27 protein-coding genes and 1 riboswitch are annotated in these 23,964 nt (G+C 57.0%); of the genes, 21 read left to right on the top strand and 6 right to left on the bottom strand.

Going from position 1 to position 23,964, the window contains the following annotated elements; all coding sequences use genetic code 11:
* Positions 1–47: 47 nt before the first annotated feature.
* Both rpe and ACN08V_RS01895 read left to right on the top strand, forming a co-directional pair.
* The gene (gene rpe / locus ACN08V_RS01890; RefSeq protein ID WP_419100523.1) at positions 48–713 is read left to right on the top strand and encodes a ribulose-phosphate 3-epimerase; all 666 of its coding nucleotides are present in this window, start codon (positions 48–50) and stop codon (positions 711–713) included.
* A gap of 14 nt (positions 714–727) precedes the next feature.
* Positions 728–1,525, top strand: coding sequence for a hypothetical protein (locus ACN08V_RS01895; protein ID WP_419100477.1), 798 nt, complete (start codon positions 728–730; stop codon positions 1,523–1,525).
* Positions 1,526–1,549: 24 nt separating this feature from the next.
* Here ACN08V_RS01895 and ACN08V_RS01900 read toward each other — a convergent pair whose 3' ends face one another.
* Together ACN08V_RS01900 and ACN08V_RS01905 are read right to left on the bottom strand one after the other, a co-directional pair.
* Complete coding sequence (locus ACN08V_RS01900; RefSeq protein ID WP_419104322.1) at positions 1,550–2,287, bottom strand: DUF6318 family protein; 738 nt, start codon at positions 2,285–2,287, stop codon at positions 1,550–1,552.
* Positions 2,288–2,497: 210 nt separating this feature from the next.
* On the bottom strand, positions 2,498–2,806 hold the full coding sequence (locus ACN08V_RS01905) for a hypothetical protein (RefSeq protein WP_419104323.1): 309 nt from the start codon (positions 2,804–2,806) through the stop codon (positions 2,498–2,500).
* 167 nt (positions 2,807–2,973) lie between these two features.
* Positions 2,974–3,105, top strand: a riboswitch (FMN riboswitch).
* Positions 3,106–3,249: 144 nt separating this feature from the next.
* On the opposite strand from ACN08V_RS01905, the gene pnuC reads away from it, so the two are divergent.
* The 8 genes from pnuC (at position 3,250) to hisF (ending at position 9,672) form a co-directional block, all read left to right on the top strand.
* Positions 3,250–3,963 (top strand): nicotinamide riboside transporter PnuC, encoded by a 714-nt coding sequence (pnuC, locus tag ACN08V_RS01910; protein WP_419104324.1) that lies wholly within the window; start codon positions 3,250–3,252, stop codon positions 3,961–3,963.
* 23 nt (positions 3,964–3,986) lie between these two features.
* On the top strand, positions 3,987–5,012 hold the full coding sequence (gene ribD, locus ACN08V_RS01915) for a bifunctional diaminohydroxyphosphoribosylaminopyrimidine deaminase/5-amino-6-(5-phosphoribosylamino)uracil reductase RibD (RefSeq protein WP_419104325.1): 1,026 nt from the start codon (positions 3,987–3,989) through the stop codon (positions 5,010–5,012).
* 46 nt (positions 5,013–5,058) lie between these two features.
* Positions 5,059–6,375 carry a 3,4-dihydroxy-2-butanone-4-phosphate synthase gene (gene ribB, locus ACN08V_RS01920; protein ID WP_419104326.1) on the top strand — a complete coding sequence of 439 codons (1,317 nt, stop codon included), beginning with the start codon at positions 5,059–5,061 and terminating at the stop codon, positions 6,373–6,375.
* Positions 6,356–6,982, top strand: coding sequence for a GTP cyclohydrolase II (locus ACN08V_RS01925; protein ID WP_419104327.1), 627 nt, complete (start codon positions 6,356–6,358; stop codon positions 6,980–6,982). Before ribB ends, ACN08V_RS01925 begins: the two co-directional genes overlap by 20 nt.
* 105 nt (positions 6,983–7,087) lie before the next feature.
* Entirely contained in the window at positions 7,088–7,558 is a 471-nt protein-coding gene (ribH, locus tag ACN08V_RS01930; RefSeq protein ID WP_419100470.1) for a 6,7-dimethyl-8-ribityllumazine synthase, read from the top strand.
* 141 nt (positions 7,559–7,699) lie between these two features.
* On the top strand, positions 7,700–7,963 hold the full coding sequence (locus ACN08V_RS01935) for a phosphoribosyl-ATP diphosphatase (RefSeq protein ID WP_419100469.1): 264 nt from the start codon (positions 7,700–7,702) through the stop codon (positions 7,961–7,963).
* A 30-nt stretch (positions 7,964–7,993) separates the two neighbouring features.
* A complete protein-coding gene (hisG, locus tag ACN08V_RS01940) occupies positions 7,994–8,839 on the top strand; it encodes an ATP phosphoribosyltransferase (RefSeq protein ID WP_419100468.1) in 846 nt (281 codons plus the stop codon).
* Between the two features lie 71 nt (positions 8,840–8,910).
* On the top strand, positions 8,911–9,672 hold the full coding sequence (hisF, locus tag ACN08V_RS01945; RefSeq protein WP_419104328.1) for an imidazole glycerol phosphate synthase subunit HisF: 762 nt from the start codon (positions 8,911–8,913) through the stop codon (positions 9,670–9,672).
* On the opposite strand, the gene ACN08V_RS01950 is transcribed toward hisF, so the two are convergent.
* Both ACN08V_RS01950 and ACN08V_RS01955 read right to left on the bottom strand, forming a co-directional pair.
* The gene (locus tag ACN08V_RS01950; protein ID WP_419104329.1) at positions 9,669–10,832 is read right to left on the bottom strand and encodes an MFS transporter; all 1,164 of its coding nucleotides are present in this window, start codon (positions 10,830–10,832) and stop codon (positions 9,669–9,671) included. The two genes, hisF and ACN08V_RS01950, sit on opposite strands and share 4 nt — an antisense overlap.
* A 4-nt stretch (positions 10,833–10,836) precedes the next feature.
* Positions 10,837–11,322 (bottom strand): DUF2087 domain-containing protein, encoded by a 486-nt coding sequence (locus ACN08V_RS01955; protein WP_419104330.1) that lies wholly within the window; start codon positions 11,320–11,322, stop codon positions 10,837–10,839.
* A 304-nt stretch (positions 11,323–11,626) separates the two neighbouring features.
* Here ACN08V_RS01955 and ACN08V_RS01960 point away from each other — a divergent pair, with 304 nt between their 5' ends.
* The 3 genes from ACN08V_RS01960 to ACN08V_RS01970 are packed head-to-tail and all read left to right on the top strand — an operon-like array spanning position 11,627 to position 14,873.
* Positions 11,627–12,868 carry an alpha-hydroxy acid oxidase gene (locus ACN08V_RS01960; protein ID WP_419104331.1) on the top strand — a complete coding sequence of 414 codons (1,242 nt, stop codon included), beginning with the start codon at positions 11,627–11,629 and terminating at the stop codon, positions 12,866–12,868.
* Between the two features lies 1 nt (position 12,869).
* On the top strand, positions 12,870–14,231 hold the full coding sequence (locus ACN08V_RS01965) for an MFS transporter (protein ID WP_419104332.1): 1,362 nt from the start codon (positions 12,870–12,872) through the stop codon (positions 14,229–14,231).
* A gap of 42 nt (positions 14,232–14,273) precedes the next feature.
* On the top strand, positions 14,274–14,873 hold the full coding sequence (locus ACN08V_RS01970) for a DUF4230 domain-containing protein (protein WP_419104333.1): 600 nt from the start codon (positions 14,274–14,276) through the stop codon (positions 14,871–14,873).
* A gap of 188 nt (positions 14,874–15,061) precedes the next feature.
* On the opposite strand, the gene ACN08V_RS01975 is transcribed toward ACN08V_RS01970, so the two are convergent.
* Entirely contained in the window at positions 15,062–15,703 is a 642-nt protein-coding gene (locus ACN08V_RS01975) for a TIGR03085 family metal-binding protein (RefSeq protein WP_419100461.1), read from the bottom strand.
* Positions 15,704–15,767: 64 nt separating this feature from the next.
* Between ACN08V_RS01975 and hisI the strand changes: the two genes are divergently transcribed.
* From hisI to lgt, 8 genes are all read left to right on the top strand, one after another.
* Complete coding sequence (gene hisI / locus ACN08V_RS01980; protein WP_419104334.1) at positions 15,768–16,166, top strand: phosphoribosyl-AMP cyclohydrolase; 399 nt, start codon at positions 15,768–15,770, stop codon at positions 16,164–16,166.
* Between the two features lie 98 nt (positions 16,167–16,264).
* Complete coding sequence (locus ACN08V_RS01985; protein ID WP_419104335.1) at positions 16,265–17,833, top strand: anthranilate synthase component I; 1,569 nt, start codon at positions 16,265–16,267, stop codon at positions 17,831–17,833.
* Positions 17,834–18,445, top strand: a complete 612-nt coding sequence (locus tag ACN08V_RS01990) for a Trp biosynthesis-associated membrane protein (protein WP_419104336.1) — start codon at positions 17,834–17,836, stop codon at positions 18,443–18,445. It begins immediately after the preceding gene.
* A 155-nt stretch (positions 18,446–18,600) separates the two neighbouring features.
* The gene (locus tag ACN08V_RS01995; protein WP_419104337.1) at positions 18,601–18,849 is read left to right on the top strand and encodes an HGxxPAAW family protein; all 249 of its coding nucleotides are present in this window, start codon (positions 18,601–18,603) and stop codon (positions 18,847–18,849) included.
* 165 nt (positions 18,850–19,014) lie between these two features.
* Positions 19,015–19,839 carry an indole-3-glycerol phosphate synthase TrpC gene (trpC, locus tag ACN08V_RS02000; RefSeq protein ID WP_419104338.1) on the top strand — a complete coding sequence of 275 codons (825 nt, stop codon included), beginning with the start codon at positions 19,015–19,017 and terminating at the stop codon, positions 19,837–19,839.
* Between the two features lie 51 nt (positions 19,840–19,890).
* Positions 19,891–21,231, top strand: coding sequence for a tryptophan synthase subunit beta (gene trpB / locus ACN08V_RS02005; RefSeq protein ID WP_419104339.1), 1,341 nt, complete (start codon positions 19,891–19,893; stop codon positions 21,229–21,231).
* Positions 21,231–22,091 carry a tryptophan synthase subunit alpha gene (gene trpA, locus ACN08V_RS02010; protein ID WP_419104340.1) on the top strand — a complete coding sequence of 287 codons (861 nt, stop codon included), beginning with the start codon at positions 21,231–21,233 and terminating at the stop codon, positions 22,089–22,091. The genes trpB and trpA overlap by 1 nt, the downstream gene beginning before the upstream one ends.
* Complete coding sequence (gene lgt, locus ACN08V_RS02015) at positions 22,088–22,969, top strand: prolipoprotein diacylglyceryl transferase (RefSeq protein WP_419104341.1); 882 nt, start codon at positions 22,088–22,090, stop codon at positions 22,967–22,969. The genes trpA and lgt overlap by 4 nt, the downstream gene beginning before the upstream one ends.
* A gap of 313 nt (positions 22,970–23,282) precedes the next feature.
* On the opposite strand, the gene ACN08V_RS02020 is transcribed toward lgt, so the two are convergent.
* Positions 23,283–23,964, bottom strand: a 682-nt coding sequence (locus ACN08V_RS02020; RefSeq protein ID WP_419104342.1) for a hypothetical protein, incomplete at its 5' end; no start/stop codon positions are given.

Here is a 23,964-nt window from a genome sequence, read left to right on the forward strand (position 1 = left end):
AAGGCACTAGCATGGAAACAGCACATCATCTTGACCGAGGAGACTTCATGACCTGCCATATTCACCCGTCTATTCTGAGTGCAGACTTCTCGCGGCTGGGCGAAGAACTCAAGGCTATTTCTTCAGCTGATGCGGCCCACATCGATGTGATGGACGGGCACTTTGTCCCAAACCTGACCTGGGGCCTACCCGTGGTGAAGAGGCTCAAAGAGGTTTCCCCGGTGCCGTTTGATGTGCACCTGATGATTGAGGACGCTGATCGCTGGGCTCCCGCCTACGCCCAAGTGGGCTGTGAATCGGTGACCTTCCACGCTGAGGCGGCTACCGCCCCGATTAAGCTGGCTCGTACCCTGCGTGAGTCCGGGGCACAGGCCGGTATGGCTCTGCGCCCGGCCACCGGGGTGGAACCCTATCTGGATATGCTCACCGAGCTGGATATGCTATTGATTATGACGGTCGAGCCCGGCTTCGGCGGCCAGCCCTTCTTGGACCTTACTCTGCCCAAGATTCGACGTGCGGCCGCCGCTATTGAAGGCTCAGGCGCTGACCTGGTGCTACAGGTTGACGGCGGGATAACCACCGAAACGATCCTACGCGCGGCAGAAGCCGGTGCCACCTGCTTTGTGGCCGGTTCTTCGGTCTATGGGGCCGACGACATCCCCGCCGCTATTGCCGGGCTGCGCCGGGCGGCAAGTCTCAGCCCGCAAGCATAAATGAAGGGAAAATAATGAGTAGCCAAACACACCTTCTGACCCAAGCTGATGCTGCGCTCTCACGGGCGCAGGAAAAAATCAGCCAGAAACGTCTGGAAGAAGCTCTGGCTGACCTGCGTGAAGCCAGCGCTGGGTTTGAGAATGCCGGCGAAGTCTTTGGCCTGATTCTTGCCCTTAAAATCTCAAGTGAGGTTAACCGCGATCTAGGCAGGCTTGATGGCGCTCTGGAGCAGGTTAAAGAGGCTTACACTCTACTGGCTGAGAAGAAACCCCATGCCGAACAACTCCCGGATTTTGCCACAGAAACGGGTTCAATCTATGCGGAGCTGGGGCAGCTTGAAAAAGCTAAGCAATGGTACGCTCAGGGGCTAGGCGGCTACGAGTCCTCCGGCAACGTCCAAGGGCAGGCTCATAATTACCTGGCTTTAGCGGGTTTAGCGCGCTACGGTTCGCAAGAGAGCCAGGCCCAGGAGCTTTTAGAAACCGCCTATGGGCTCTACCGTCAGGCTGGTATGCCCCAGCAAATGGTGCAGGTACGTAGTGCTATGGCCCAGGGGCTTCTGGCAACCGGTGAAGAGCAACAAGCTCTGAACTACCTCACCGAGGCACTAGACCTTGCCCGCGAACACAATGACCTGGTGGGCTTGGGGGAGACTCACCAGCTTCTAGCCCTGGTTATTGCCCAGCAGGGGAATTCAGAGCGGGCCGAAGAACACCTGCGAGCAGCTACAGAGCACTACCGTGCGGCCGGTGACCTAGAGGCCGCTGAGTTTGTCCAGGACTTGCTTCAGAAACTGCCCCCAAGCTCATAATGCCTAGGCCACAGGTTCAGTTTTTTACTGCCCAGGTTTACTGCCCTCGGTGGTGGTAATGAATTTCCAGTTGCCCTCGATGTACTCAGCAATAAATACGACTTCCATGGCGGGGTCACCCTCGATGTCGTAGGTGTATTCCCTTCCTGTTCGCGGGTCTGTCCCGCGCATGAGGCCGTCTGTAAGCTCAAGGCTGATGACCATACCTTGGGCCCCCTTGCCCACATCGGCTAGGGGAGAGTTGAGTCGAGATATAGACATCGTGTTGCCTTCAATCCACCCCTTGATGGTGTAGACGTCCTTACGCGATGCAATAATCTCTGACCACCGGGGGCTGACTCTGGGTGAAAGTGTATCTTCAAGGGGCTTGAAGTCACCCGTCTCGACCGCGTAGTTGAAGGTTTCGGCCCAGTGCTCGGCAAAGAGATAAAGCCCATCTGCGGTTTGTTGGCGAGCACCGGGGTCTGCCACCGGTGGGGCCAGCTCGGTTTTGGGGCCTTCGGTGGTTTTGCCGTGCAACCGGGGTGATACTGATTGTGAAGGAGTCACCCTGCCTGCTGAATCATGGGGTGAGACAGAGGGCTGGGTCCCTAGCGTGCTTTGGGGGCTGGGGCTTGAACTGGCTGATGGGGTTGAGCTGGTGCTTTGCTCAGCTTTTTGATAGCCAGTCTTCTCTGGCTGAGGGGCTTGAAGAACGCACCCGCTCAGGCTGAGTACGAGAGCAAACCCTAGGGCGGCGGAAGGAAACAGGGAAGCGGTCATTGCGGGCTCCTTAAACACCGGTAGAAGAATCTGATACAAGCAAAACAGGCTGTACCTTCTTCTTACTCAAGGAGCCGCATAAGCGCTAGTGACATGGGAAAACTAAGCTATTTATGACTCGGTTGTGACATAGTTATTGCCTCCGGGGGTAACTTATCCACAGATAGATGTAGATTATCTCCCATGCGTCCAGACTTCCCTGCTGGTGTGCTACGCCCTGATGTTTTCCTCTGCCCGCTGGGCCGCTAACGGGTTACCCATCGCCTGATGAATGGTAGCCAGCATCATCCAGTACTCGGTCTGCTCAGCCTCGGGGCGCTTGGCCAGAATGGGCTTGACCAGAGTGAGCACGTTAAGAGCCTGCTTGTTTTGGGCTTCGTCCAAGAGCTTCTGTGCACTGCGAACAGCACGGGCAATGGCCTGTTCCGGCTTGCGCTTAAGCAGATGAGCAACCGCCCCGTGCTCCTGCTTAAAGGTGGTATCGCGTTTTTGGACGTTAGCGGGTTTTGTATCGCTCATGGGCTTTACCCTTCACTGGGGAGAGAAAAAATCTTCACCTATCCTAGCAAGCCGACCTCTTATCTGCCCTGCCCGTTTAGAGCCGCCTAGTCGAGCTGAGTTCGGCGGTCAGCAAACAGGTACCCAAGACAGCCCCGTACGTGCTATAACTTGAACAGTAATAAAACATCGTGCTCCGGGACCCGGTGAAAATCCGAACCGGCGGTGATAGTCCGCTAATCCTTAGCCCCTTTGGGGCAGGGACCTGACAGGTGAAACTCCTGTACCGACAGTACAGTCTGGATGGAAGGTAGCACGAGCAAACCGTCGAGACGGCCCCCCGTGCCGTCTGCCGTACCCGTTCGGGTGCAAAGAAGACCTGCCCTGGCAGGCACTATCTTGGCGCACCTGTGCAGGGCACACCTGGTTTTGTTCTCCCGGAGCCACTAGCTTCGGGAGTTTTTATGGATCTCTTGCGGTGGCTCTTCGACGCACAGATTGCCCTTGGCGATCACCAGTCACTCTTGGTGCGCGAAGTCCTCGGAAATATTTTTGGCCTGCTGTCTGCCCTGGGCGGTATGCGCCGTAAAGTTTGGGCCTGGCCGGTAGGCATTATAGGTAATCTGCTCTTGCTCACCGTCTTTTTGGGCACAGTCTTCGGGTCTGACTACGGTACTGCTAATCTCTTAGGCCAAGCAGGCCGACAGCTCATGTTTATCGCGGTATCCATCTGGGGCTGGTACCGGTGGAGCCAAACCCGCAGGGGCCTGGGGGCGAACCAGTCAGCTGTATCACCGCGCTGGGCCAGTGGCCGGGAACGAATTTTTATGGTGCTTTTTATGATCCTGGGAACAGGCTTACTGACCCCGGTATTCCGAGCGTTGGGCTCCTATGAGCCAGTCTGGTCCGACGCCTGGATCTTCACCGGCTCCCTGCTAGCAACCTTCGGCATGGCTAAGGGTTGGGTTGAGTTCTGGCTGGTCTGGGTAGCTGTCGATATCGTCGGTGTTCCTCTGCTCTGGTCAGCCGGTTACTACGCCAGCGCCTTCATGTATATTTTCTACGGTGCTTTCACGCTAACCGGTTTCTTTATCTGGTGGCGAACCCGCAACCGCGAGGCAGACCGGGTGGAACTGGAAACTATCTTCCCTGACCCCACAGTGGATGTCCGAAAATGACGCATGTGGGCAAGGTGCAGGCCATGCGGTTGGCGCTTGCGGCTGCACGGCGGGGCCTTCGGGGCGCCAACCCTCTGGTCGGCGCAGTCATCCTATCCGCCGATGGTCACCATCTAGTGACTGGCTGGCACCGAGGGGCCGGAACCCCGCACGCCGAGGCCCACGCTATTGCCCAGGCTCGCTCAGCCGGTATCGACCTGACCGGTGCCCGTATGCTGGTTACCCTAGAACCTTGCAACCATACCGGCCGCACCGGCCCCTGTGCCCACGCTATCGCCCAAGCCGGAATCAGCGAGGTCATCTACGCCTCCAGCGACACCACCGACCTGGCCGCAGGTGGGGGAGACTACCTGCGCTCCCAGGGAATCACGGTAGGCTCTGGGCTTTTAGCTGAGGAGTCTTTTGCCCTCAACAGGCGCTGGTTCCAGGCCCAGGTAGCCGGTCGCCCCTTCGTCACCGCAAAAATTGCCAGTAGTTTGGACGGCTTTATCGCGGCCGGCGACGGGACCAGCCAGTGGATTACCGGCCCAGAGGCCCGCCAGGACGGGCACACCCTGAGAAGCCGGGTAGACGCCATTGCTGTCGGTACCGCAACCGTTGCGGCTGATAACCCCCAGCTCACCGCCCGTGGTCAGGGCCTACTATCAGAGCGCCAGCCCCTGCGCGTCGTCATTGGGCGCAGCTCACTGCCTGACGCTAGCTACCTGCAATCTGCGGTAGCGGCAGGTCAAGCCCTGCACTACCGTAGGCGTGAACTAACCGAGGTTTTCTCAGACCTCTACAGGCAGGGAGTCCGTCACCTCATGATTGAGGGCGGCCCCACCCTGCTGACTGCCTGCATGGCTCAGGACCTGGTGGACGAACTCTACTGGTACCGGGCGCCCCTGCTCCTGGGCGCGGGGAAACCTGCACTAGGCGAGCTGGGCATCGACACCCTGAGCCGGGCGGCCCGTTGGGAGCTCGATGACCTGGGCATGTCCCCAGCCCTGCGACAGCTTGGCGTCGACACAGCAACCCACCTGGTACCGTCCTCTCAGACCCCGCACTAAGACTTTTTACCTAGCCGAACTTTCCAACCAGCCCGAAAGACCCCTCATGTTTACAGGAATTATTGCCGCAACAGGAACCGTAGAATCCATTGAACCGGTCCTCGACTCAGCAGGCCGCCCCAAATCCGCGGTGGTCACAATCAAGGCGGGCGATCTTATCGCTGACCTTGAGCACGGCGGTTCCTTAGCCGTCAACGGCGTGTGTCTGACCGCCACCCGCACCCAGGAAATTGCCAAGGGTAGCTTTGCTGCTGACATGATGGGCGAAACCCTAGAGCGCACCAACCTAGGCAGGTTGGCCCCCGGCGACCGGGTCAACCTGGAACGCTGTATGCCCGCCAACGGTCGCTTTGACGGGCACCTAGTGCAAGGACACGTTGACGGGCTGGGCACCGTTGTGCTGGTTCAGGACCACGAGTCCTGGCGGACCATCCGGATTAGGGCACCCCGTGATATGGCCTCCTACCTGACAGAAAAGGGCTCCATTACCGTATCTGGCGCTTCCCTGACCATCACCGCTGTTTCCCAACCCCAGGCGGACACCACCTGGTTTGAAGTGGGCCTGATTCCTGCCACCCTTGAAGCAACCACCCTGGGCGAACTCACCGTGGGTGATACCGTCAACCTGGAAACCGATGCGCTGGCCAAGTATGTCCAGCGAATTCTGGCTGTTTCCGGTTCTGTGCCGGGCCTGGGTATAGCTGCCCCCGTCCCGGCTGCTTCATCGGCCCACCCTACCGAGGCCCTCGATACCGTTGAACGAGCCATCGCAGAAATCGCTCGTGGAGGGGCCGTGATCGTTGTAGATGACGAAGACCGCGAAAACGAAGGTGATATCATCTTTGCCGCCGAACATGCCACCCCTGAGCTCATGGCCTTCACCATTCGCTATACTTCCGGCGTGATTTGTGCCCCGATGAGCGGTGAGCGTGCTGACCTACTCAATTTGCCCCCTATGGTGGAGGTCAACGAGGACGCTAAGGGCACCGCCTACACCGTCACCTGCGATGCACGGTACAAGGTGACCACCGGCATCTCAGCGGCTGATCGAGCCCACACCCTAGGAGTACTTGCAAACCCCGAGTCTGGAGCGCGTGACCTGACCCGCCCCGGCCACGTTCTGCCGCTCCGGGCGGTAGAAGGAGGTGTGCGCGTGCGCCCTGGACACACCGAAGCCGCCCTTGAACTGAGCACCCTCGCTGGCCTATCGGGTGTTGGCGTTATCGCAGAAGTAGTGAACGACGATGGCACCATGATGCGCTTTGATGGCCTGCGCGCATTTGCCACCCAGCACAAGATGCCCATGATTTCAATCGCTGATCTCGTGAGCTACCTAGAGGAACGTGACACCTTTGAACAATAAAATAGCTGAACTGATCCAGAGCAGCGACCCTGTTCTGGTGCCCACTGCGCAGGGTATTTTTGCTGTGCGCGGCTTTGAATTTTCAGATGGTAACGAACACATGCTGGCCACAGCCGTTGATGCTGACGGGAATGAGAAAACGGAGGAGAGCTCCCCACTCATCCGGCTTCACTCAGAGTGCGCTACCGGCGATTTGCTGGGGTCCTACCGCTGTGATTGCGGACCCCAGCTAGAACAGGCGCTAGAGGCCGTCCAGCGTCAGGGCGGGGCTGTTCTCTACCTACGCGGGCAGGAGGGTCGGGGCATCGGGCTGGTTAACAAGCTTCGGGCTTATGCCCTACAAGACCGGGGGATAGATACCCTGGATGCCAACCTTCAGCTGGGCTTGCCCGCAGATGCCCGCGACTACACCCAGGCCGCTGCTGTCCTCACAAGGCTGGGGCTCACACAGATCCGCCTGCTCAGCAACAACCCCGCCAAGGCAGAAGCCCTGGAAAGGCTGGGAGTGAGGGTACTTGAACTAGTACCTGACATTGTTGAACCCCGCCCCGAAAACGAGGGCTACCTAGCCACCAAACGCGACCGGATGCGGCACCGCCTGGCCTAGCAACCAGCCCTATAGGCCCAATGGCCGATAGACTTCAAAACAAGAACTAAGAGAGTGCCTGCCCCTAAGCAGGCAGAACCGAAGGCCCCAAGCAAGGAGAACACCATGAGTGGCGCAGGAGCACCTACACCCACCATTAACCCCCAGGACACCGCCGGGCTGTCCCTGGCTATCGTTGCCGCCTCCTGGCACACCCAGATCATGGACGGACTGCTTGATGGCGCCCGCCGTGCGGCCCAGGAGGCGGGAATTGAGCCCCTGATCGTGCGCGTTCCGGGCACCTTTGAGCTGCCGGTAGCTGCCGCTCACTTGGCGGAGAAGTTTGATGCTCTTGTGGCCCTGGGCGTTGTAGTGCGCGGTGATACCCCGCACTTTGACTACGTCTGTGATGCCGCGACCAGCGGTCTGACCAAGGTATCTGTTGAGAGCAAGACCCCTATTGGCTTTGGTGTTTTGACCTGCCATACCGAACAGCAGGGCCTGGACCGGGCGGGGCTTGCCGGTTCATCCGAGGACAAGGGCTATGAAGCTACCGCCGCCGCATTAGAAACCGTGGTCGCCCTGCGCTCAATCTAAGGCTTCATGACTCAGAAGGTAAGTGCTCAGGGTGGTTTTCAGCTCAGCCCACCCCAGCGCTGGCCTACCGGGGTGCCCGAAATGCAAGATGCGGGCACCCCAGCTACTCCCACCCACCCAAATCACGGTAGGCTAAAGGGCGTGAAGAATTTTGAAACCCTGTTCGCAGAATTAGCTGAAAAAGCTCAAACCCGGCCCGAGGGCTCCGGCACGGTTGCCGAGCTGGACCGCGGTGTACACTTTATCGGCAAGAAAATTGTTGAAGAAGCGGCAGAAGTATGGATGGCTGCCGAATTCCAATCCGACGCTGAATGTGCTGAAGAAGCCTCACAACTGATTTACCATTTGCAGGTCATGATGATCGCCAAGGGACTGACTCCCGAAGATATCTACAAGTACCTCTAAATCTCATCACCCTGCAAAGGACTATAGACTATGCTGCGCGTTGCTGTTCCCAATAAGGGCATGCTCTCCCAAGCCGCCATTACTATGCTGACCGAGGCCGGTTACCTTCAGCGTCGTGACTCTCGCGAGCTGGTTCTGGTGGACCGTGAAAATGATGTGGAGTTCTTCTACCTGCGCCCCCGTGACATTGCGGTTTACGTTGGCGAAGGTACCCTGGATGTTGGTATTACCGGTCGGGACCTGCTGATTGATTCTGGTACCCACGCTGAAGAAGCCCTCAACCTTGACTTCGCCCGTTCTACCTTCCGCCTGGCCGGTCCCGTAGGAGTGTACAGCGACCCCAAAGAGCTAGAGGGTAAGCGGATTGCAACCTCTTATAAGCGTTTGCTGACCGACTACCTGGAGCGTTCCGGTATCAAGGCTTCGGTTGTCAGGCTGGACGGCGCGATTGAGTCGTCTATCCGCCTGGGCGTTGCCGATGCTATCGCCGATGTGGTGGAAACCGGTAACACTATGCGTGCCGCCGGTCTTGAGCCTTTTGGTGACCCGATTATGCGCTCAGAGGCCCTGCTTATTAAACGCCCAGGTGTGGAGGACCATGCCGGTCTTGAACGTCTTCAGCGCCGGCTAGAGGGTGTGCTGATTGCCCGCCAGTACGTGCTGATTGACTACAACATTGCCGAAGAAAACCTTGCTCAGGCGACCCAGCTCACTCCCGGTCTTGAGGCCCCCACTATTTCACAGCTCTCTCGGGAAGGCTGGGTAGCTATCCGCTCAATGGTTCCCCGCAAGAGCGCCAATCTGGTGATGGATAAGCTCTATGAGATTGGCGGTCGCGGAATCCTGGTGACCGCTATCCAAGCCGCCCGCCTGTAACCTCCCCGCGCGGTTCCTCTTCGAGGCCCGCCTGCCAAAACATTGACTGACCGATAAGAAAGGGCTAACCCGTGGGTGTAGCTATTCGTGTGATTCCTTGCCTAGACGTTGACGCTGGTCGCGTAGTCAAGGGCGTCAAATTCGAGGGCCTACGCGATGCCGGTGACCCGGTGGAACTGGCCAAGCGCTACAATGCCGAGGGCGCCGACGAGCTAACTTTCTTGGACGTTACCGCCTCTTCATCGGAGCGCCAGACCACCTTTGATGTGGTGGCTTCAACCGCTGAGCAGGTCTTTATCCCCCTGACAGTGGGCGGCGGTGTACGGTCGGTGCAGGACGTTGACCGGCTCCTACGAACCGGTGCCGATAAGGCATCCATCAACACCGCCGCAATCTCCCGACCAGAGGTCATCAACGAGATTACCGAGCGGTTTGGCTCCCAAGTTTTGGTGCTCTCCTTGGACGCTAAAAAATCTGACGCGACTCCCAGCGGCTATGAGGTCACGACCCACGGCGGACGCAAGTCCACGGGCATGGACCTGTTAGAGTGGGCCGCTGAGGCCGCCGAGCGCGGTGTAGGCGAGATCTTACTGAACTCTATTGATGCCGATGGCACCAAGGCCGGCTTTGACCTGCCCATGATTCGTGCGGTGCGCCAGGTGGTTTCGGTGCCCCTGATTGCTTCGGGTGGCGCCGGTACGACCGAGCACTTCCCGCCCGCCATTGAAGCTGGGGCCGATGCTGTCCTGGCCGCCTCTATCTTCCACTTCGGTGAAGTCTCTATCGGCGAGGTCAAAGCCGCAATCCGCGAGGCTGGCTACCAGGTACGCTAGACCCTCCCGCGCAAACGGGGGATAACTAGAGCGAAAGCGCCCGCCCCAAGAACTATGGAGCCACTGGTCAGCATAAGCTCACGTGGGACAGTCGATCCCCACAAGCCACCGGCAAGGTAGCCAAGGAGCAAGCAGATTTTGACCAGCCAACCGTAGGCCGCCCAGGCTCGCCCCTGCTGGTTCTCAGCTACCCTGCTCATGATGGTGCTGTTCATGAGGCTGATAAAGATCCCGTTGCCAGCCCCAGCTACCAGATAGATTCCTGCCGTCCCCAGCGCCGTAGGCAGAAGCCAGGCAATACTGAAAATACCAGCACCCATGAGCATGCCACTGGCAACCAAGGGTAGAACCGGGCGATGAGCCGGAATCTTAGCTGATAGAAGAGAGCCCATAATAATCCCCAGCGCCCAGCACCCCGAAACAAGACCGAAGACAGTCTCGTTCAAATGCAGGTAGCCGGTCAGCACAAAGACGGACACCACATCGTCTAAGGATGTTCCCAGAACGCAACAGACCAGAAAAAGAAAGCCTGCCCCGCCCAGAAGCTGGGGGCTTGACAATATCCTAAAACCGAGCAGGGCGCCCTTGGTTTCCCTTGCCTCCACAACCAGCGCGTCCCGGGTCGATACCGCAAAAGCCAGTAGGGCCACACAGAAGAGGGCCAGTGAACTGGCCAGCAGGAGCGCCTGAACAAGCCCCTGCCCAACCAGCAAGCCGCCCACCGCTAGGCCCAGAACACCGGCAAGGCCCGCAATCATGCTCAACCAAGAACCTGTGCCTTGGGTATCGGTTGAATAGTGGGTGGCCAGCTTGCGAGCTACCGGCCCCACCAGCGCGGTAGCTGTGCTAACGGCGAGCGTTCCCAGAATAATAGCTGGCCAGATGGTCCATGCGGCTATCGCACAATAGATAAGGGACTGAAAGGCCAGGGCGAGCGGCCACCACCACCAACGGATAGCGGTGTCAGCGAGCTTGCCACCCCACAGACCCAGAAGAACCTGCGGTAGTAGGGAAGCTAGCAGGAGAGCTGAAAGTAGATTAGCCTGCCCCTCAGCGGCCGCCTTGAGCCCGAAAGCTATGCTGATCATGGACTCACTGACCGAAGAGAGAAAAACAGCACCCAGGACAAGTTTCAGTTTGAAAGGGGTGGAGCGAGTCATCTGCCTACCTTTCAGCCAGATAACCCGGCAACCAGATAGCCTCCCAATCGGGTGCCTCATCGTGCAGGAGCGTGCCTTCGCGCACGGCAAGTTGGGTAGCTAGCCGGTAGCTCCTGCCGCTTGAGCTTCGCACCAGATAGCCGTATTGCACCATCTCCCGGCGCATGAACGCAAAGTCGTGCCAGAGTGCTTTCAAAATCTCGTTGACCTCTGGCTCAGAGTAGATTCGGCCCGGCTCAAAGTAGGTGACCAGGTGCAAGAGAATATGGGCCCGCGTTCTGCGTTTGGATGGCCAGCTTGTGAGAACCCCGTCTTTGAAGAAGCGCTGTACCACGGTTTGGTGGGTGAGTTCAGCTTGAGCTACGAGTGAGGGTTCTGCTGTTTGCTGAGCTAGTTCATCGATCAGACCCTGCCGGGCAGCGGTAAAGTTCAGCCCGGTTTCCTGCATGCGGGCGCGGATAAGTTTTTTAAAGTTTCGGTTAGCGGTCATAGATACAACGATTCCTGCGTACTCTAGCTACGCCGTCTATCGGTATTCCTATGCCAGCCAGCCCGCTGTCAGGGCTGCTCCCAGAGAAAATCTATTCCCTTCGCACTGTGTGCCGCTTGCTAGAGTTACGGCTGGTGCTGGGCGTTGGGGCCGCCACAGATATTAAAGCACACCCTCTAGCTTGAAAAAATAAAATAATTTATTTTTCCCTAGTTTTTAAAAAAAATAGATGGATTTTTTAGCTTGCGGTGCCAAGCACGATAACCTATCTGATACCCAAACGTGAAAGAAACCGGGAGTCATTATGCCTACGCCTCGCCTGGTACCTCTAAGGCGCCAGCTTCCATCAGCTCACATGCTCAAGGACTTTATGAAGTTCGATCTGCCCACCACAGATTTCCGGGCCCGCCGCCTAGCTAGAGCAGCCGACTCTTGGGACCTGCGCGCTCTAGCCCAACGACGCACCCCAAAGGGTCCTTTTGACTATGTAGATGGTGCTGCAGAGAAAGAGCTGTCACTACAGCGGGCACGTCAAGCCTTTGACAACCTGGCCTTCGAGCCGGGGGTGCTACGAGATGTTGCCCAAGTCGATCTATCAACTGGCATGGCTGGAGCCCCTTCCGCTATGCCGCTGGCTATTGCCCCGACAGGTTTTACCCGCATGATGCATGCCGAAGGTGAAATCGCAGGTGTGAAGGCCGCTCATCAAGCAGGTATCCCTTTTACCCTCTCTACTATGGGAACTGAGACCATCGAAGATGTTGCCGCCGCAGGACCAGACGGTCGCCGCTGGTTCCAGCTCTACCTGTGGAAGGAGAACCGTTCTAAGGCTTTTGAGCTGGTTGAACGTGCCCACAAGGCAGGCTATGACACCCTCATGGTAACCGTTGACACCGCTGTGACCGGTGCCCGCCACCGGGACGTTCGTAACGGCATGACCTTCCCTCCCAAGCTAAGCGCCAAGACTGTCATTAACGCTAGCTACCGGCCTGAGTGGTGGTTCAACTTTCTGACCACCAAGCCTTTAGGTTTCACCAACTTTGGGGAGGGAACCAAGTCGGTGCAAGAGATCGGCAATATGTTCGATCCCACCCTCAACTTTGAGGACCTTGCCTGGCTCAGGCAGCAGTGGCCCGGCCAGTTGCTGGTTAAGGGGATTCAGACAGTCTCAGATGCCCAGCTATCTGTAGAAGCTGGTGCTGATGGTGTTGTCCTGTCCAACCATGGGGGCCGCCAGCTGGATAGGGCACCAGTGCCCCTCTATACTCTGCCGGAAGTCCGCCAGCGCCTGGGGAATGACTACACTGTCCTGCTGGATACCGGTGTCATGTCCGGGGCAGATGTCGTTGCGGCCTGCGCCTTAGGAGCGGACGGTGTCATGATTGGACGGGCCTATCTTTATGGTCTGATGGCCGGCGGGGCAGAAGGAGTCTGCCGCCTGCTGGATATCTTCCGAGCAGAGATGACACGTACCCTACAGCTCATGGGCATCAGCTCTCTTGACCAGCTCACTCCCGATCACGTCCGTTTGGATTGGAGGCCTTAGAATGAGCACTCTTGCTACCCTCAAAGCAGACTTGAACCCTAATACCCGCAGAGCACTGCTGGCTTCTATGCTGGGCTCCTTGGTTGAATGGTATGACTATGCTCTATACGGAGCTGCAGCCAGTTTGGTCATCGGTCCGCTCTTTTTTGGGCAGATGGAATCAGGCTCGACCATCGCCGCCTTTGCCACCTTTGCTGTGGGCTTTGTGGCCCGCCCTCTGGGTGGTCTCTTGATTGCCTGGTTGGGGGATAGGCGGGGCCGTAAACCTGCCATGCTCCTGACCATTATCATCATGGGTATTTCTACGGTGGGTATTGGCCTTTTACCGACAGCTGAGCACCTCGGTGTCTGGGCAGTGGTTCTACTGGTTATTTTGCGTCTCTTGCAAGGGCTGGGTGCTGGCGCAGAACTAACGGGGGCGCTGACGCTGGTAGCTGAGTACACTCCGGTACAGCGCCGAGGTTTTTGGACCTCTCTGGTTCTTTCAATGCCACCAGCTGGCTCCCTGCTGGCCACTTTAGCTTTTATGCTGGTGAGCGGACTGCCGGAAGAAACTTTTAGAGGCTGGGGTTGGCGTCTTCCCTTCCTGCTTTCGGCGGTACTTTTTGCAGTGGCAATTTTTATCCGTAACAAGCTGGAGGAATCCCCGGAGTACCGAGCTGCTATGGCTCAGCAGGAGCAGAAGAAAGAGGCCCTCAAAGTTCCCTTGGCAGATGTCTTGCGCACCAATTTCAAGCAGGTACTCATCGGCTTTATGGCTGTTACCGGCCACAATGCCAATAACTACATCATTTCGATTGTTTCGATTACCGTCATGATTAACTACGGTGGGCTAAGCCGCAGCGATGCCCTGATGCTGGTTATGCTGGCAACTATTTTTGGTGTTGTGCTATCACCGGTGGGTGGTGCCCTGGGCGATAAGCTGGGAGCTGGCAAGGTCATGCTCCTGGGATCAGTCACAGGACTAATCTTTGCCTTCCCACTGTTTACGGCACTAACGTCGGGTAGTTTCCTGCTCATTTTCTGTGCTCTCTCCATTTCTTTTGGTGTCGTCTTGGCGACGACATCGGGCCCCCAGGGTGCTTTCCTGGTTAACCTCTTTCCCATCAAAACCCGCTTTACTGGCGTTGCCTTGGCCCGTGAACTGAACGGTGTGGTGATTGCAGGTTTCACTCCTATGATCGTTGCTGCACTCTTTGAACTCGGTCAGGGGAGTATCGTTCTGCCCTCCCTCTATATGGCTACTTGTTTCGCTGTGACAGTGGTGGCAACCCTATGGGCTAAGGACTCGGGCAATAATTCCGCCGCCCAGGTTGTCCCGGCAGCCAATGGGTGGGATCCCGAGCTCAGTTCTAAGGTATAAACCGGGCTTTAGTCTGGAAGATTTTTGAGGAATAGATCCCACATGAAAAAGAAAACACGGGGCTTGGCCCTATTCCTAGTGCTGGTAGCCTTGGGTGTTTTAGCGGTGAGTGCTATCTTCCCTAAGAAAGATGACCTCAACCATGAATTGTCGGAGGGCTTTGAACCAATTGCAGAGCTCAGCCTAGAAAAGTACTACTTCACAGATATAGCAGTCATTGATGAGCCCGCAAAGGTTCTTGGCTTGGATATTCCCTTTGCACACAAGAAGGTCATCTTCACCTATGAAGGCTCAGTCAAAGCTGGGATCGACAACTTTGAGGCTATAGAGGTAGCAGTGAATCAGGAGTCACAGACAATCACTCTGAGAGCCCCAGATGTCAGGCTGCTAGAAACCAAAATAGACCCCTCCAGCGTCAGGGTCTACGATCAGTCCATGAACCCTTTCAACCAGCTAAAAGTGGAGGATATTACCGGGTTACTGGCTAGCAAAGAGCAAGAAGCCAAGGACAAAGCTCTTGAAAACGGTCTGCTGGACCGAGCCCGGGACCGCGCCAAGAGCCTGCTTTTATCCCAGGTGCAGAGCCTGGTTACCGGGACCTCTCTTGAGGGTTATAAGGTTGAGCTTGAGTGGCAGGGCTAAGGGGTGACAGGGCTAAGGACGATCCCTGGGCGGGGGAGAGATGCTGGGCCTCTAGGCCATCAACTGTAGAGACTTTACTCTCATGATTAAGCGGTAGGGGTGGACGTGCGCCACTCCTACCGCTGAGATTAAAACACAGGGTGAAAAGGATTAAAGAAAGTTCAGCCATAAAAAATGGCTGGCTCAAGTTAACCTGCGAGGGTAGCCTGAGAGGCATCTTCCCGGCCAAAGAGGTAGAGCACCAGTTCGCCCGGTTGGCCGGTCAGAATCTGCGCCCTTTGACCGGGATGCGGAGCAATAACTGTGTGGACGCTGGGCCGGTATCCCGGTGCATCCAGTACCAGGCCAGGGGGGAACTTCTTACCGGCCATGAGTCGAGCGCGTTTTCGCAGAGCCTCCCAGAGCTTTTGCTGAACTTCGTCCTGTAGGGTGCGCGGTTCCACGGTGGCATCGGCGGCCCGGCGTACGTCCTCGGTATGCACAAAGTACTCCAGCAGGTTCATGGCCAGGTCGAGCTGAGGGGCGCGCGAACGCATGCCCAAATACCCCGGCAGAGCCTGAAAACGCGCCAGCCCCTGCTCGTATCGCTCGGGTTCGGCCAAATCATCAGCCAGTTGCCCGGTCAGTCGGTCAGTGCGGGCGGCTAACGGTCCGCCAACAACACCTGCCGCGGCCAGTGGTTGCGACTCTCTCAGGAGTAGGTGGGCCAGCATGTGCCTGGTTTCCCAACCCTCACAGAGGGTAGGGGCCAAAGGGCCTGCTTGGGACAGTGCCAAGCAGAGAGCTTGGCGTTCAGAAGTTACGAGTTCTAAGGGAGAAAGTGCCGTCATGCTTCCTATCCTAACCCTAGGGCGAGAGCAAAGCGGCTTGGGGCCTATCGGTTAGGATAGTTGGGTGACTACACCACTTCAAACCGCCGCCCCCCAGCCCTCGCTTGACCCCGCTATTGCCGCTCAACTCAAGCGTGATGAGAATGGGCTCTTTGCCGCAATTATCCAGCAGTTCGACAGTAAAGAAGTTCTCATGCTGGGCTGGATGAATGATGAAGCCCTAGGTCGGACTCTGACCGAGGGGCGGGTAACTTTCTGGTCACGTTCTCGCCAGGAATACTGGCGTAAAGGTGATACCAGTGGCCACTACCAGTACGTTAAGAGCGTCAGCATCGACTGTGACGGTGACGCACTTTTGGTGCAGGTAGACCAGGTAGGAGCTGCCTGCCATACCGGAACCCCCACCTGCTTTGAGGCGGGTGGAGTTTTCCCCGCCGTCAGCGGAACACGGCCTGTAGAATAGGCCCGACTAGGCCTTTTCGCAGGGCACCTTGTGCGGTTCCCCTGACCCTTGAGGGAACGCCCCCTACTCTCATTCGCCACGTATTGTCAGAGGTAAAGATGCAGGATCTTGGAATCATTGAACCCACCCTTGAAGAGTTTAGGCAACTCGCTACTACCCGCCGGGTTATTCCGGTTCGGGTCAAGGTTTTAGCTGATGCCATGACTCCCATCGGTATTTACCGGTCGCTGGTCCTTGCCGACGGTGCCCCGGCTCCTGGTACTTTCCTACTGGAATCTGCCAATGAGCAGAAGCAGTGGTCACGCTACTCTTTCATCGGCGCCTCTAGCCGCTCTACCTTGACCACACACGACGGGAAAATTGTCTGGCAGGGTCTCACACCCAGCGGTGCGCCCACCGAGGGCGACCCCGTCCAAGCTATCCGTGAGACCCTTGAGATGCTCCATACCGAACCTTTTGAGAATCTGCCCCCGCTCACCAGTGGCCTGGTGGGCTACATGGGCTGGGATGTTGTTCGTCACTGGGAGAAACTCAGAGGCGGCCCCGCGGATGACCTTAAACTGCCCGAGTTTGCCCTCAATATCGTTTCAGACATGGCGGTTCACGATAACGCCGATGGCACTGTTACCCTGATTGCCAACGCTATTAACTTCAATGGCACCGACGAAAACGTTGATGCCGCCTATGCCGATGCCCTCTCCCGGGTGTACGCCATGATGGACAAGCTGGCCCAGCCTGCCTCCGAGAGCGTATCAACCCTGTCTGATATCGGCCAGCTTGAAGACCGCCTTGCCACCGTCAAGCACACCTGGCAGGAGCAGGGTTTCCTTGAGGCAATCGAAAAAGCCAAGAAGAACATCATCGATGGAGACGTCTTCCAGATCGTGATTTCACGGCGCTTTGAAGTGGAGAATCAGGCAAATGCGCTCGATGTTTACCGGGTACTGCGCCAGTCCAACCCCTCGCCCTATATGTACCTCTTTAACTTTGAGTCCACCGCAGACCGGGAACCCTTCCAGATTGTCGGCTCATCGCCTGAGGCGTTGGTGACTCTCAAAGACGGCCTAGCGACTACCCACCCGATTGCCGGTTCCCGCCCCCGCGGTGCCAGCCGTGAAGAAGACCTGGCTCTGGCAGAAGAACTCCTGGCCGACGAGAAAGAACGCTCCGAGCACCTCATGCTCATTGACCTGGCACGCAATGACCTCTCACGCATCGCTGTTCCCGGGAGCGTTTCGGTCACCCAGTTCATGGAAATTGAACGTTTTAGCCACATCATGCACATCTCATCAGAAGTGCAGGCTCAGCTGGCTCCTGGCATGAACGCCTACGATGTTCTGCGGGTAGCCTTCCCTGCCGGTACCCTCTCCGGTGCCCCTAAGCCCCGGGCCATGCAGCTCCTTGACGAGTATGAAATCAGCGCCCGAGGCGTGTACGGGGGCGTCTGTGGCTACTTTGATTTTGCAGGTAACATGGACATGGCTATTGCCATTCGCACCGCTGTGCTCAAGAGCGGGCGGGCCTATGTCCAGGCCGGGGCCGGGATCGTGATGGATTCTGAGCCCGCCTCCGAAGCCCAGGAAACGGTCAACAAGGCTGCAGCTCCGTTGCGCGCTGTGCTAACAGCATCGGGACTGGCTCCGCTATCCACCGAGGTGATTTCTTAGATGTCTGAGCAAATACAGAGCGGGGCAAAGACCGTGCCCGCTTGGGCTAAGCCGTCCCGGGTGATGGCCGGATCTATGCTGGCCGCTGGGTTAGGCTTTGCTTGCACACTGTCCACCTGGATTCGGGCAGAAGTTACCACGGTCATTGATACGAGCGTGATTGATGTTTCCGGGGCTGAGGCCGCTTCAACCGTGAGTGCCCTAGCCTTGGTCGCGCTCCTGGCATCGGTGGCGCTCCGTATCGCTGGCCGACGCTTGCGCAAGATACTTTCGGTCCTTATCGCCGGGGCGGGCCTTGGTCTTGCGGTAGCGGCCTATAGCGTCCAGGCAGACCCGCAGGCAGCGGCGGCGGCTCAGGTGAGCGCCGCAACGGGAACAACTGCGGCGGCTAATGGCTATGAGCTCACTGCTATGCCCTGGCTGGGTCTTGCGGCTGGCTTACTGATCACCCTGAGCGGTATCTGGGCCTTTGCTGCTAGCTCTCAGTGGAGGAGTGGCCGCAAGTACGATCGTTCTACCAGGGGCCAGGGGAGCACGCACTCTGACGAGAACCCCGATGAAATTGATACCTGGGACTCCCTGACGGCGGGGGATGACCCCACAAATCGCTAGCGCTGCAACTGCTCTGGCCGTCATAAGAGGAACACCGGACACACTAAGTCCTGAAGATTTCGGAAAAGTACCGCCTTATCTCCTAAGATAGATACCAAACATAGGTGCGCCCCGCCCATACCCGGTGGACACCCACACACATCAAGGAGTCTTACATGGCACAGCATACCGTCGAGATGGTCCCCGACCTTCCCTATAACAACCACGGCAGCACCATCGCGTCCTGGGCAATGATGATTATTATGATGCTCGGTTCTATTATTGGGGCTGTGGGCTTCTGCCTGGCTAATACACCCATCTTTACAGTGGGTGTCGCCGTGATTGCCCTTGGTGTTGTTGCGGGTATTGTCTTGCGTTCTGCTGGCTACGGCCAGGGCGGTAAGCACACCAAGTACAACCACTAAATGGCTACTGCAAACCAGTAACTTCTTTCAAGGACGTCACGCACCTGCGCGGCGTCCTTTGCCTTTCTCACCCGGTGAACCCACCTGGCATGTTGCGGTCCATCTGGGTGATACTAGAAGGGCATGCCACAAAGCGCACCGCGCACACAACCCCAGGGGGCACCTATGACCGTACTCGATGACATCATTGCCGGTGTCCGCCAAGATACGGCGGCACGTCAGGCCCTTCTACCGCTTGAATCTGTCAAAGAACGAGCCTCCGCACAGCCTCCTGCCCTGGATGCTTACAGCGCTTTGCGAGGCGCGAGCCAACAGACCGTAGAGGTAATTGCTGAAGTTAAGCGGTCTTCCCCCTCCAAGGGGGAGCTATCCGATATTCCAGACCCTGCCCAGTTAGCATCCGCCTATCAGGCCGGGGGAGCCGCCGCGATTTCGGTGCTGACCGAAGAACGCAGGTTCAAGGGCAGCCTTGCTGATCTCGACGCTGTTCGTGCGGCGGTTTCTATACCGGTTCTGCGCAAAGACTTTACGGTGGACGAGTACCAGATTTATGAGGCGCGCGCTCACGGTGCCGACCTAATCCTGCTGATTGTTGCGGCCCTCGACGATCAAACCCTCCGACGCTTCTTGAACCTGACCCACGAACTGGGCATGAACGCTCTGGTGGAAACCCACACCCCTGAAGAGATTCAGCGGGCTATCGCGGTGGGCGCCCGCATCGTAGGTGTTAACGTGCGTAACCTCAAGACCCTTGAGGTCAATAAGGACACATTTGGGGAGCTTGCCCCCTTGCTCCCGCAGGATGCAATTATTGTTGCCGAGTCAGGCGTTGCTTCACCCGCCGATGTTGCCGATTACGCCTCCCACGGCGCGCAGGTTGTGCTGGTAGGTGAGGCACTCGTCAAGTCGGGCACTCCCACCGAGACCTTGCGTGATTTTCGGGGCGCTGGGGAGAGCGCCCGCCGTAACTACCTCGATACTAACCAGTAACCAGCCCCGCGCCCACCTGCTTCTACCACCCACTTCCTAAGGACAACCACAGTGACCGAAACCCTCGCCGACCAGTTCCTCGCCAGCGGCCAGAGCCTCAAGAACGCTCCGGGCCCCTACTTTGGTCACTACGGTGGCCGCTACATGGCCGAATCCCTCATCGCCGCTATCGATGAACTCGAAGCAACCTTTGACCGTGCAAAAGAGGACCCCGAATTTTTGGCTGAGTTTCGCCGCCTCTCGGCCGAATACTCCAACCGGCCTTCCCTGCTAACCGAGGTTCCCCGCCTCTCGGCTGAGGCCGGCGGTGTGCGCTTCTTCCTCAAACGTGAAGACCTCAATCACACCGGTAGCCATAAGATCAACAACGTGATTGGTCAGGCACTACTGGCCAAACGTATGGGCAAGACCCGCCTGATTGCTGAGACAGGGGCAGGCCAACACGGTGTAGCCACGGCAACAGCTGCAGCCCTTTTCGGCATGGAATGTGTTGTCTATATGGGGGAGGAAGACACCGAGCGCCAGGCCCTGAACGTGGCCCGTATGCAGTTGCTTGGTGCCACAGTTATCGCTGTTCAAACCGGCTCACGCACCCTCAAGGACGCTATCAATGAGGCCCTGCGCGATTGGGTCTCCAACGTGGATACCACCCACTACCTGCTGGGAACAGCCGCCGGCGCCCACCCCTTCCCGGCTATGGTTCGCTACTTCCACGATGCCATCGGTGCTGAGGCACGCCAACAGTTTATTGAGGCAACCGGGGGTCTGCCCACCGGTATTGCCGCCTGCGTGGGCGGTGGCTCAAACGCTATCGGCCTCTTCCACGCTTTCCTGGATGACCCCGAGGTTAAGATCTACGGTTTTGAGGCCGGCGGTGATGGTCTTGATACTGACCGTCACGCCGCGACCATCAACCTGGGCCGCCCCGGCATGCTCCACGGAGCTATGACCTACCTGATGCAGGATGAGGACGGGCAGACCATCGAGTCCCATTCAATTTCTGCCGGTCTGGACTATCCCGGCGTAGGCCCAGAACATGCCTACCTTTCGGATATTGGCCGCGTGGATTACCAGGCCGTGACCGACAGCGAGGCTATGGACGCTCTGCGCCTGCTCTGCCGCACCGAGGGCATTATCCCCGCTATCGAATCGGCGCACGCCCTGGCCGGTGCCCTGCGCCTAGCCCGTGCCTGGGCCGAGGAAGACCCCGCAACAGCTTCCGAGAAATCTATGCTGGTCTGCCTCTCCGGTCGAGGAGACAAGGACATGGAAACCGCTCTGGCCTGGTTTGGCCTGGGCAAAGCAATCCCTTCCAGTAGCCTGAGTGTGGGTAATAAAGAAGCCGCAGCAGAGCAGAAGCAAGTCAGTCAGACTGAAAGCAAAGGTGCCTAATGAGCTACATCTACCATCCTGACCAGGCCCGTTACTCGGTGCGCAAGGGAGTGTTCCCTGCCCCCAACCCGGACTCAAAGCTAGCGGCTCGCTTGGCGGCCTGCAAGGCCGAGGGCAGAACGGCAGTCATTGGCTACCTGCCGGTAGGGTTCCCCACGGTTGATGAGTCCATTGAAGCAGCTATTGAGATGGGTCTGAACGGCGCCGACATCATTGAGCTTGGCCTGCCCTACTCCGACCCCGTCATGGATGGCCCAGTGATTCAGCGTGCAACGGCTCAGGCTATTGCCAAGGGCTTCCGAACCGATGATTTGATGCGTGCTGTTCGCGAAATTACCCAGGCAACCAATGCCGTCGTGGTTGTCATGACTTACTGGAACCCCGTGCTACGGCGCGGTATCGACCGGTTCGCTCAGGAATTGGCCGCCGCCGGTGGCGCGGGCCTGATTACACCCGATCTGGTCCCCGATGAGGCATCTGACTGGTTTGAGGCCTCAGAAAAGTACGGTTTGGACCGTATTTTCTTAGCGGCGCCGTCGTCTTCACCTGAACGTCTGAAAATAATTTCTCAGGCTTCCAGCGGGTTTGTTTACGCTGTTTCGGTCATGGGTGTAACTGGCGCTCGTTCGTCGGTGAGCACAGCGGCAGAGCAATTGGTGGCAGACTTGCGCGAGGCTGGTGCCCCTGCGGCCTGCGTGGGTCTGGGGGTTTCCCGCCGGGAGCACGTCGAAGAAATCGGTGCCTATGCAGATGGTGTGATTGTGGGTACCGCACTGGTCAAAGCTCTCGCCGAGGGGGGCCCTGACGCTGTGGGTGCTTTGACCCGCGAACTGGCTGGCCGTGAGGTGAAGGCCGCGTGAACGATTCAACTTTGCTAGCGTCCATTCCATCACCCAGTATTTCAACTATCGAGCTGGGCCCGCTGACCATCCACTATTATGCGCTCTGTATTCTGGCCGGCATTATGCTCTGCCTGTGGCTGACCTCCCGCCGGTGGCAGGCCTGGGGCGAGGACCCCGAGCGGGTCTGGGATATCGCCCTGTGGGCGATCCCTCTGGGTATCGTGGGTGCCCGTGCCTACCATGTTCTGATTACTGACCCGGGGACCTACTTCGGTCCTGGGGCTGATCCCCTGGATGTTTTTAAAATCTGGGAGGGTGGTATCGGTATTATGGGTGCCATCTCAGTGGGTGGCTTGGGGGCCTGGCTGGCCTGCCACCGCTACGGTATTTCTTTGGCCAAGTTTGCCGACGCGGCCGCCCCCGGCATTATGCTGGCTCAGGCGATGGGCCGCTGGGGCAACTGGTTTAACCAGGAACTTTTTGGTAAGCCGACCACCCTGCCCTGGGGCCTTGAGATTTCGGCTAGCTCACCTAACTTCCCGTCCCAGTACCCTGTGGGCACCCTCTTTCACCCCACTTTCTTGTACGAGTCACTGTGGAACATTCTTGGCGCAACGCTCTTGCTTTACCTGGGTAAGAAGGGCTTCTTCCAGCGGGGGCAGACCTTTTGGGCTTATGTCGTCTGGTACGGATTCGGACGTCTGATGATTGAGGCTTTCTTGCGCATTGATACCGCTGAGATGCTCTGGGGCATGCGTATCCATGTGTGGACGTCCGGCGCGATTATGCTCCTGGGTCTTGCTATGTTCATACTCATGGGGTGGAGATCCCGAAGACGCAGCGAGTTCACCGACGCAGGGAAATCAGCCCCGCCGTCCGTCGGCTCTGGAGACTAGCACGAGTCTTGGCCTAATCGCCCACGGCGACTGACTGATATAAGACCCTACCCTTTCTCTCCTGCTTCTATGGATTATCTCGGGGCGAAGAGAGAAGAGGTAGGGTCTTTCTGGTGTGCTTAATACATTGATATGCCTATCTGCCACACGTTAGGGTGGATGTACCTAGCTTCAAAGAGGAGGCACGTATGAGGCATATATTGTTCCCTAATTTCACAACCCTTCCAGCCTATGTGCTGTCTTCTATTCTATGTGGGCTGGCTGATTTTGGGGTGCTGACCTCACATTGAGCCTAGTTTTGTAGAATAAATATTTACCCCAACTCACCATTTAAAAATTTATATCTAGACCCTGAAATGAAGAAATCATAGGGCTGTTTTGCGTTATGCAACAATATGCTAGCGGCGTAAACCGGTCCCTTGGGAAGCTGTTTTTCTCTGCTCTCATGTTCAAAGATAATTTCATCATCTATGGTTAGAAACCTATTTTTCTTTGAAAAATTACCTGTTGTTAGATAATTATTCAACGAATCATTTTTTATGCCAAATGAAGATGAAAGGTATCTATTAATTGAAGTAATGTGGTTCTCGAAAATATTTTGAGATAATACGTCTTTTAGATCGTTTACACTGTAGGTGGTATACGGTGCTAGAAGGTATATATCACTAGTATATTTTTTCCCGCTTTTTCCGCGCAGAGTATTTTCCCACCCGTCTGCCAGTTTGGTCCCCTTTCTGGAAAAAGATAATAGTAAAGTAACCTCGAGATATGCTATTAATTGTTTGTCAAAGTCCTCAAAGTTAAATATCTTTATATCGTATTGATTGCCCAATTTAATAACTTCAATTGTTTTTCTAGTGTAGTACCTAGAGGTGTTACTAAATGAGTTGACCTCTATAAATTCAACGTCTTTGAAAATATGTAAAATTTCGGGAATTATTTTATGTATTTTTTTGCTACCCCAGAATGAAATGTATCTTGGGGGGTATTTATTC

Origin of the sequence: Rothia sp. P5766, assembly GCF_048513555.1 — a bacterium.
Lineage (GTDB): Bacteria > Actinomycetota > Actinomycetes > Actinomycetales > Micrococcaceae > Rothia.

Excerpts from the sequence above, each read along its gene's own strand:
- ACN08V_RS01975 (WP_419100461.1), bottom strand. The coding sequence starts at position 15,703 with ATGACGGCACTTTCTCCCTTAGAACTCGTAACTTCTGAACGCCAAGCT.
- ACN08V_RS01955 (WP_419104330.1), bottom strand. The coding sequence starts at position 11,322 with ATGACCGCTAACCGAAACTTTAAAAAACTTATCCGCGCCCGCATGCAG.
- ACN08V_RS01950 (WP_419104329.1), bottom strand. The coding sequence starts at position 10,832 with ATGACTCGCTCCACCCCTTTCAAACTGAAACTTGTCCTGGGTGCTGTT.
- ACN08V_RS01965 (WP_419104332.1), top strand. The coding sequence starts at position 12,870 with ATGAGCACTCTTGCTACCCTCAAAGCAGACTTGAACCCTAATACCCGC.
- trpA (WP_419104340.1), top strand. The coding sequence starts at position 21,231 with ATGAGCTACATCTACCATCCTGACCAGGCCCGTTACTCGGTGCGCAAG.
- ACN08V_RS01895 (WP_419100477.1), top strand. The coding sequence starts at position 728 with ATGAGTAGCCAAACACACCTTCTGACCCAAGCTGATGCTGCGCTCTCA.
- trpC (WP_419104338.1), top strand. The coding sequence starts at position 19,015 with ATGACCGTACTCGATGACATCATTGCCGGTGTCCGCCAAGATACGGCG.
- ACN08V_RS01970 (WP_419104333.1), top strand. The coding sequence starts at position 14,274 with ATGAAAAAGAAAACACGGGGCTTGGCCCTATTCCTAGTGCTGGTAGCC.
- ribH (WP_419100470.1), top strand. The coding sequence starts at position 7,088 with ATGAGTGGCGCAGGAGCACCTACACCCACCATTAACCCCCAGGACACC.
- ACN08V_RS01995 (WP_419104337.1), top strand. The coding sequence starts at position 18,601 with ATGGCACAGCATACCGTCGAGATGGTCCCCGACCTTCCCTATAACAAC.
- pnuC (WP_419104324.1), top strand. The coding sequence starts at position 3,250 with ATGGATCTCTTGCGGTGGCTCTTCGACGCACAGATTGCCCTTGGCGAT.
- ACN08V_RS01990 (WP_419104336.1), top strand. The coding sequence starts at position 17,834 with ATGTCTGAGCAAATACAGAGCGGGGCAAAGACCGTGCCCGCTTGGGCT.
- ACN08V_RS01905 (WP_419104323.1), bottom strand. The coding sequence starts at position 2,806 with ATGAGCGATACAAAACCCGCTAACGTCCAAAAACGCGATACCACCTTT.
- ribB (WP_419104326.1), top strand. The coding sequence starts at position 5,059 with ATGTTTACAGGAATTATTGCCGCAACAGGAACCGTAGAATCCATTGAA.
- ACN08V_RS01900 (WP_419104322.1), bottom strand. The coding sequence starts at position 2,287 with ATGACCGCTTCCCTGTTTCCTTCCGCCGCCCTAGGGTTTGCTCTCGTA.
- hisG (WP_419100468.1), top strand. The coding sequence starts at position 7,994 with ATGCTGCGCGTTGCTGTTCCCAATAAGGGCATGCTCTCCCAAGCCGCC.
- ACN08V_RS01985 (WP_419104335.1), top strand. The coding sequence starts at position 16,265 with ATGCAGGATCTTGGAATCATTGAACCCACCCTTGAAGAGTTTAGGCAA.
- ribD (WP_419104325.1), top strand. The coding sequence starts at position 3,987 with ATGCGGTTGGCGCTTGCGGCTGCACGGCGGGGCCTTCGGGGCGCCAAC.
- ACN08V_RS01960 (WP_419104331.1), top strand. The coding sequence starts at position 11,627 with ATGCCTACGCCTCGCCTGGTACCTCTAAGGCGCCAGCTTCCATCAGCT.
- rpe (WP_419100523.1), top strand. The coding sequence starts at position 48 with ATGACCTGCCATATTCACCCGTCTATTCTGAGTGCAGACTTCTCGCGG.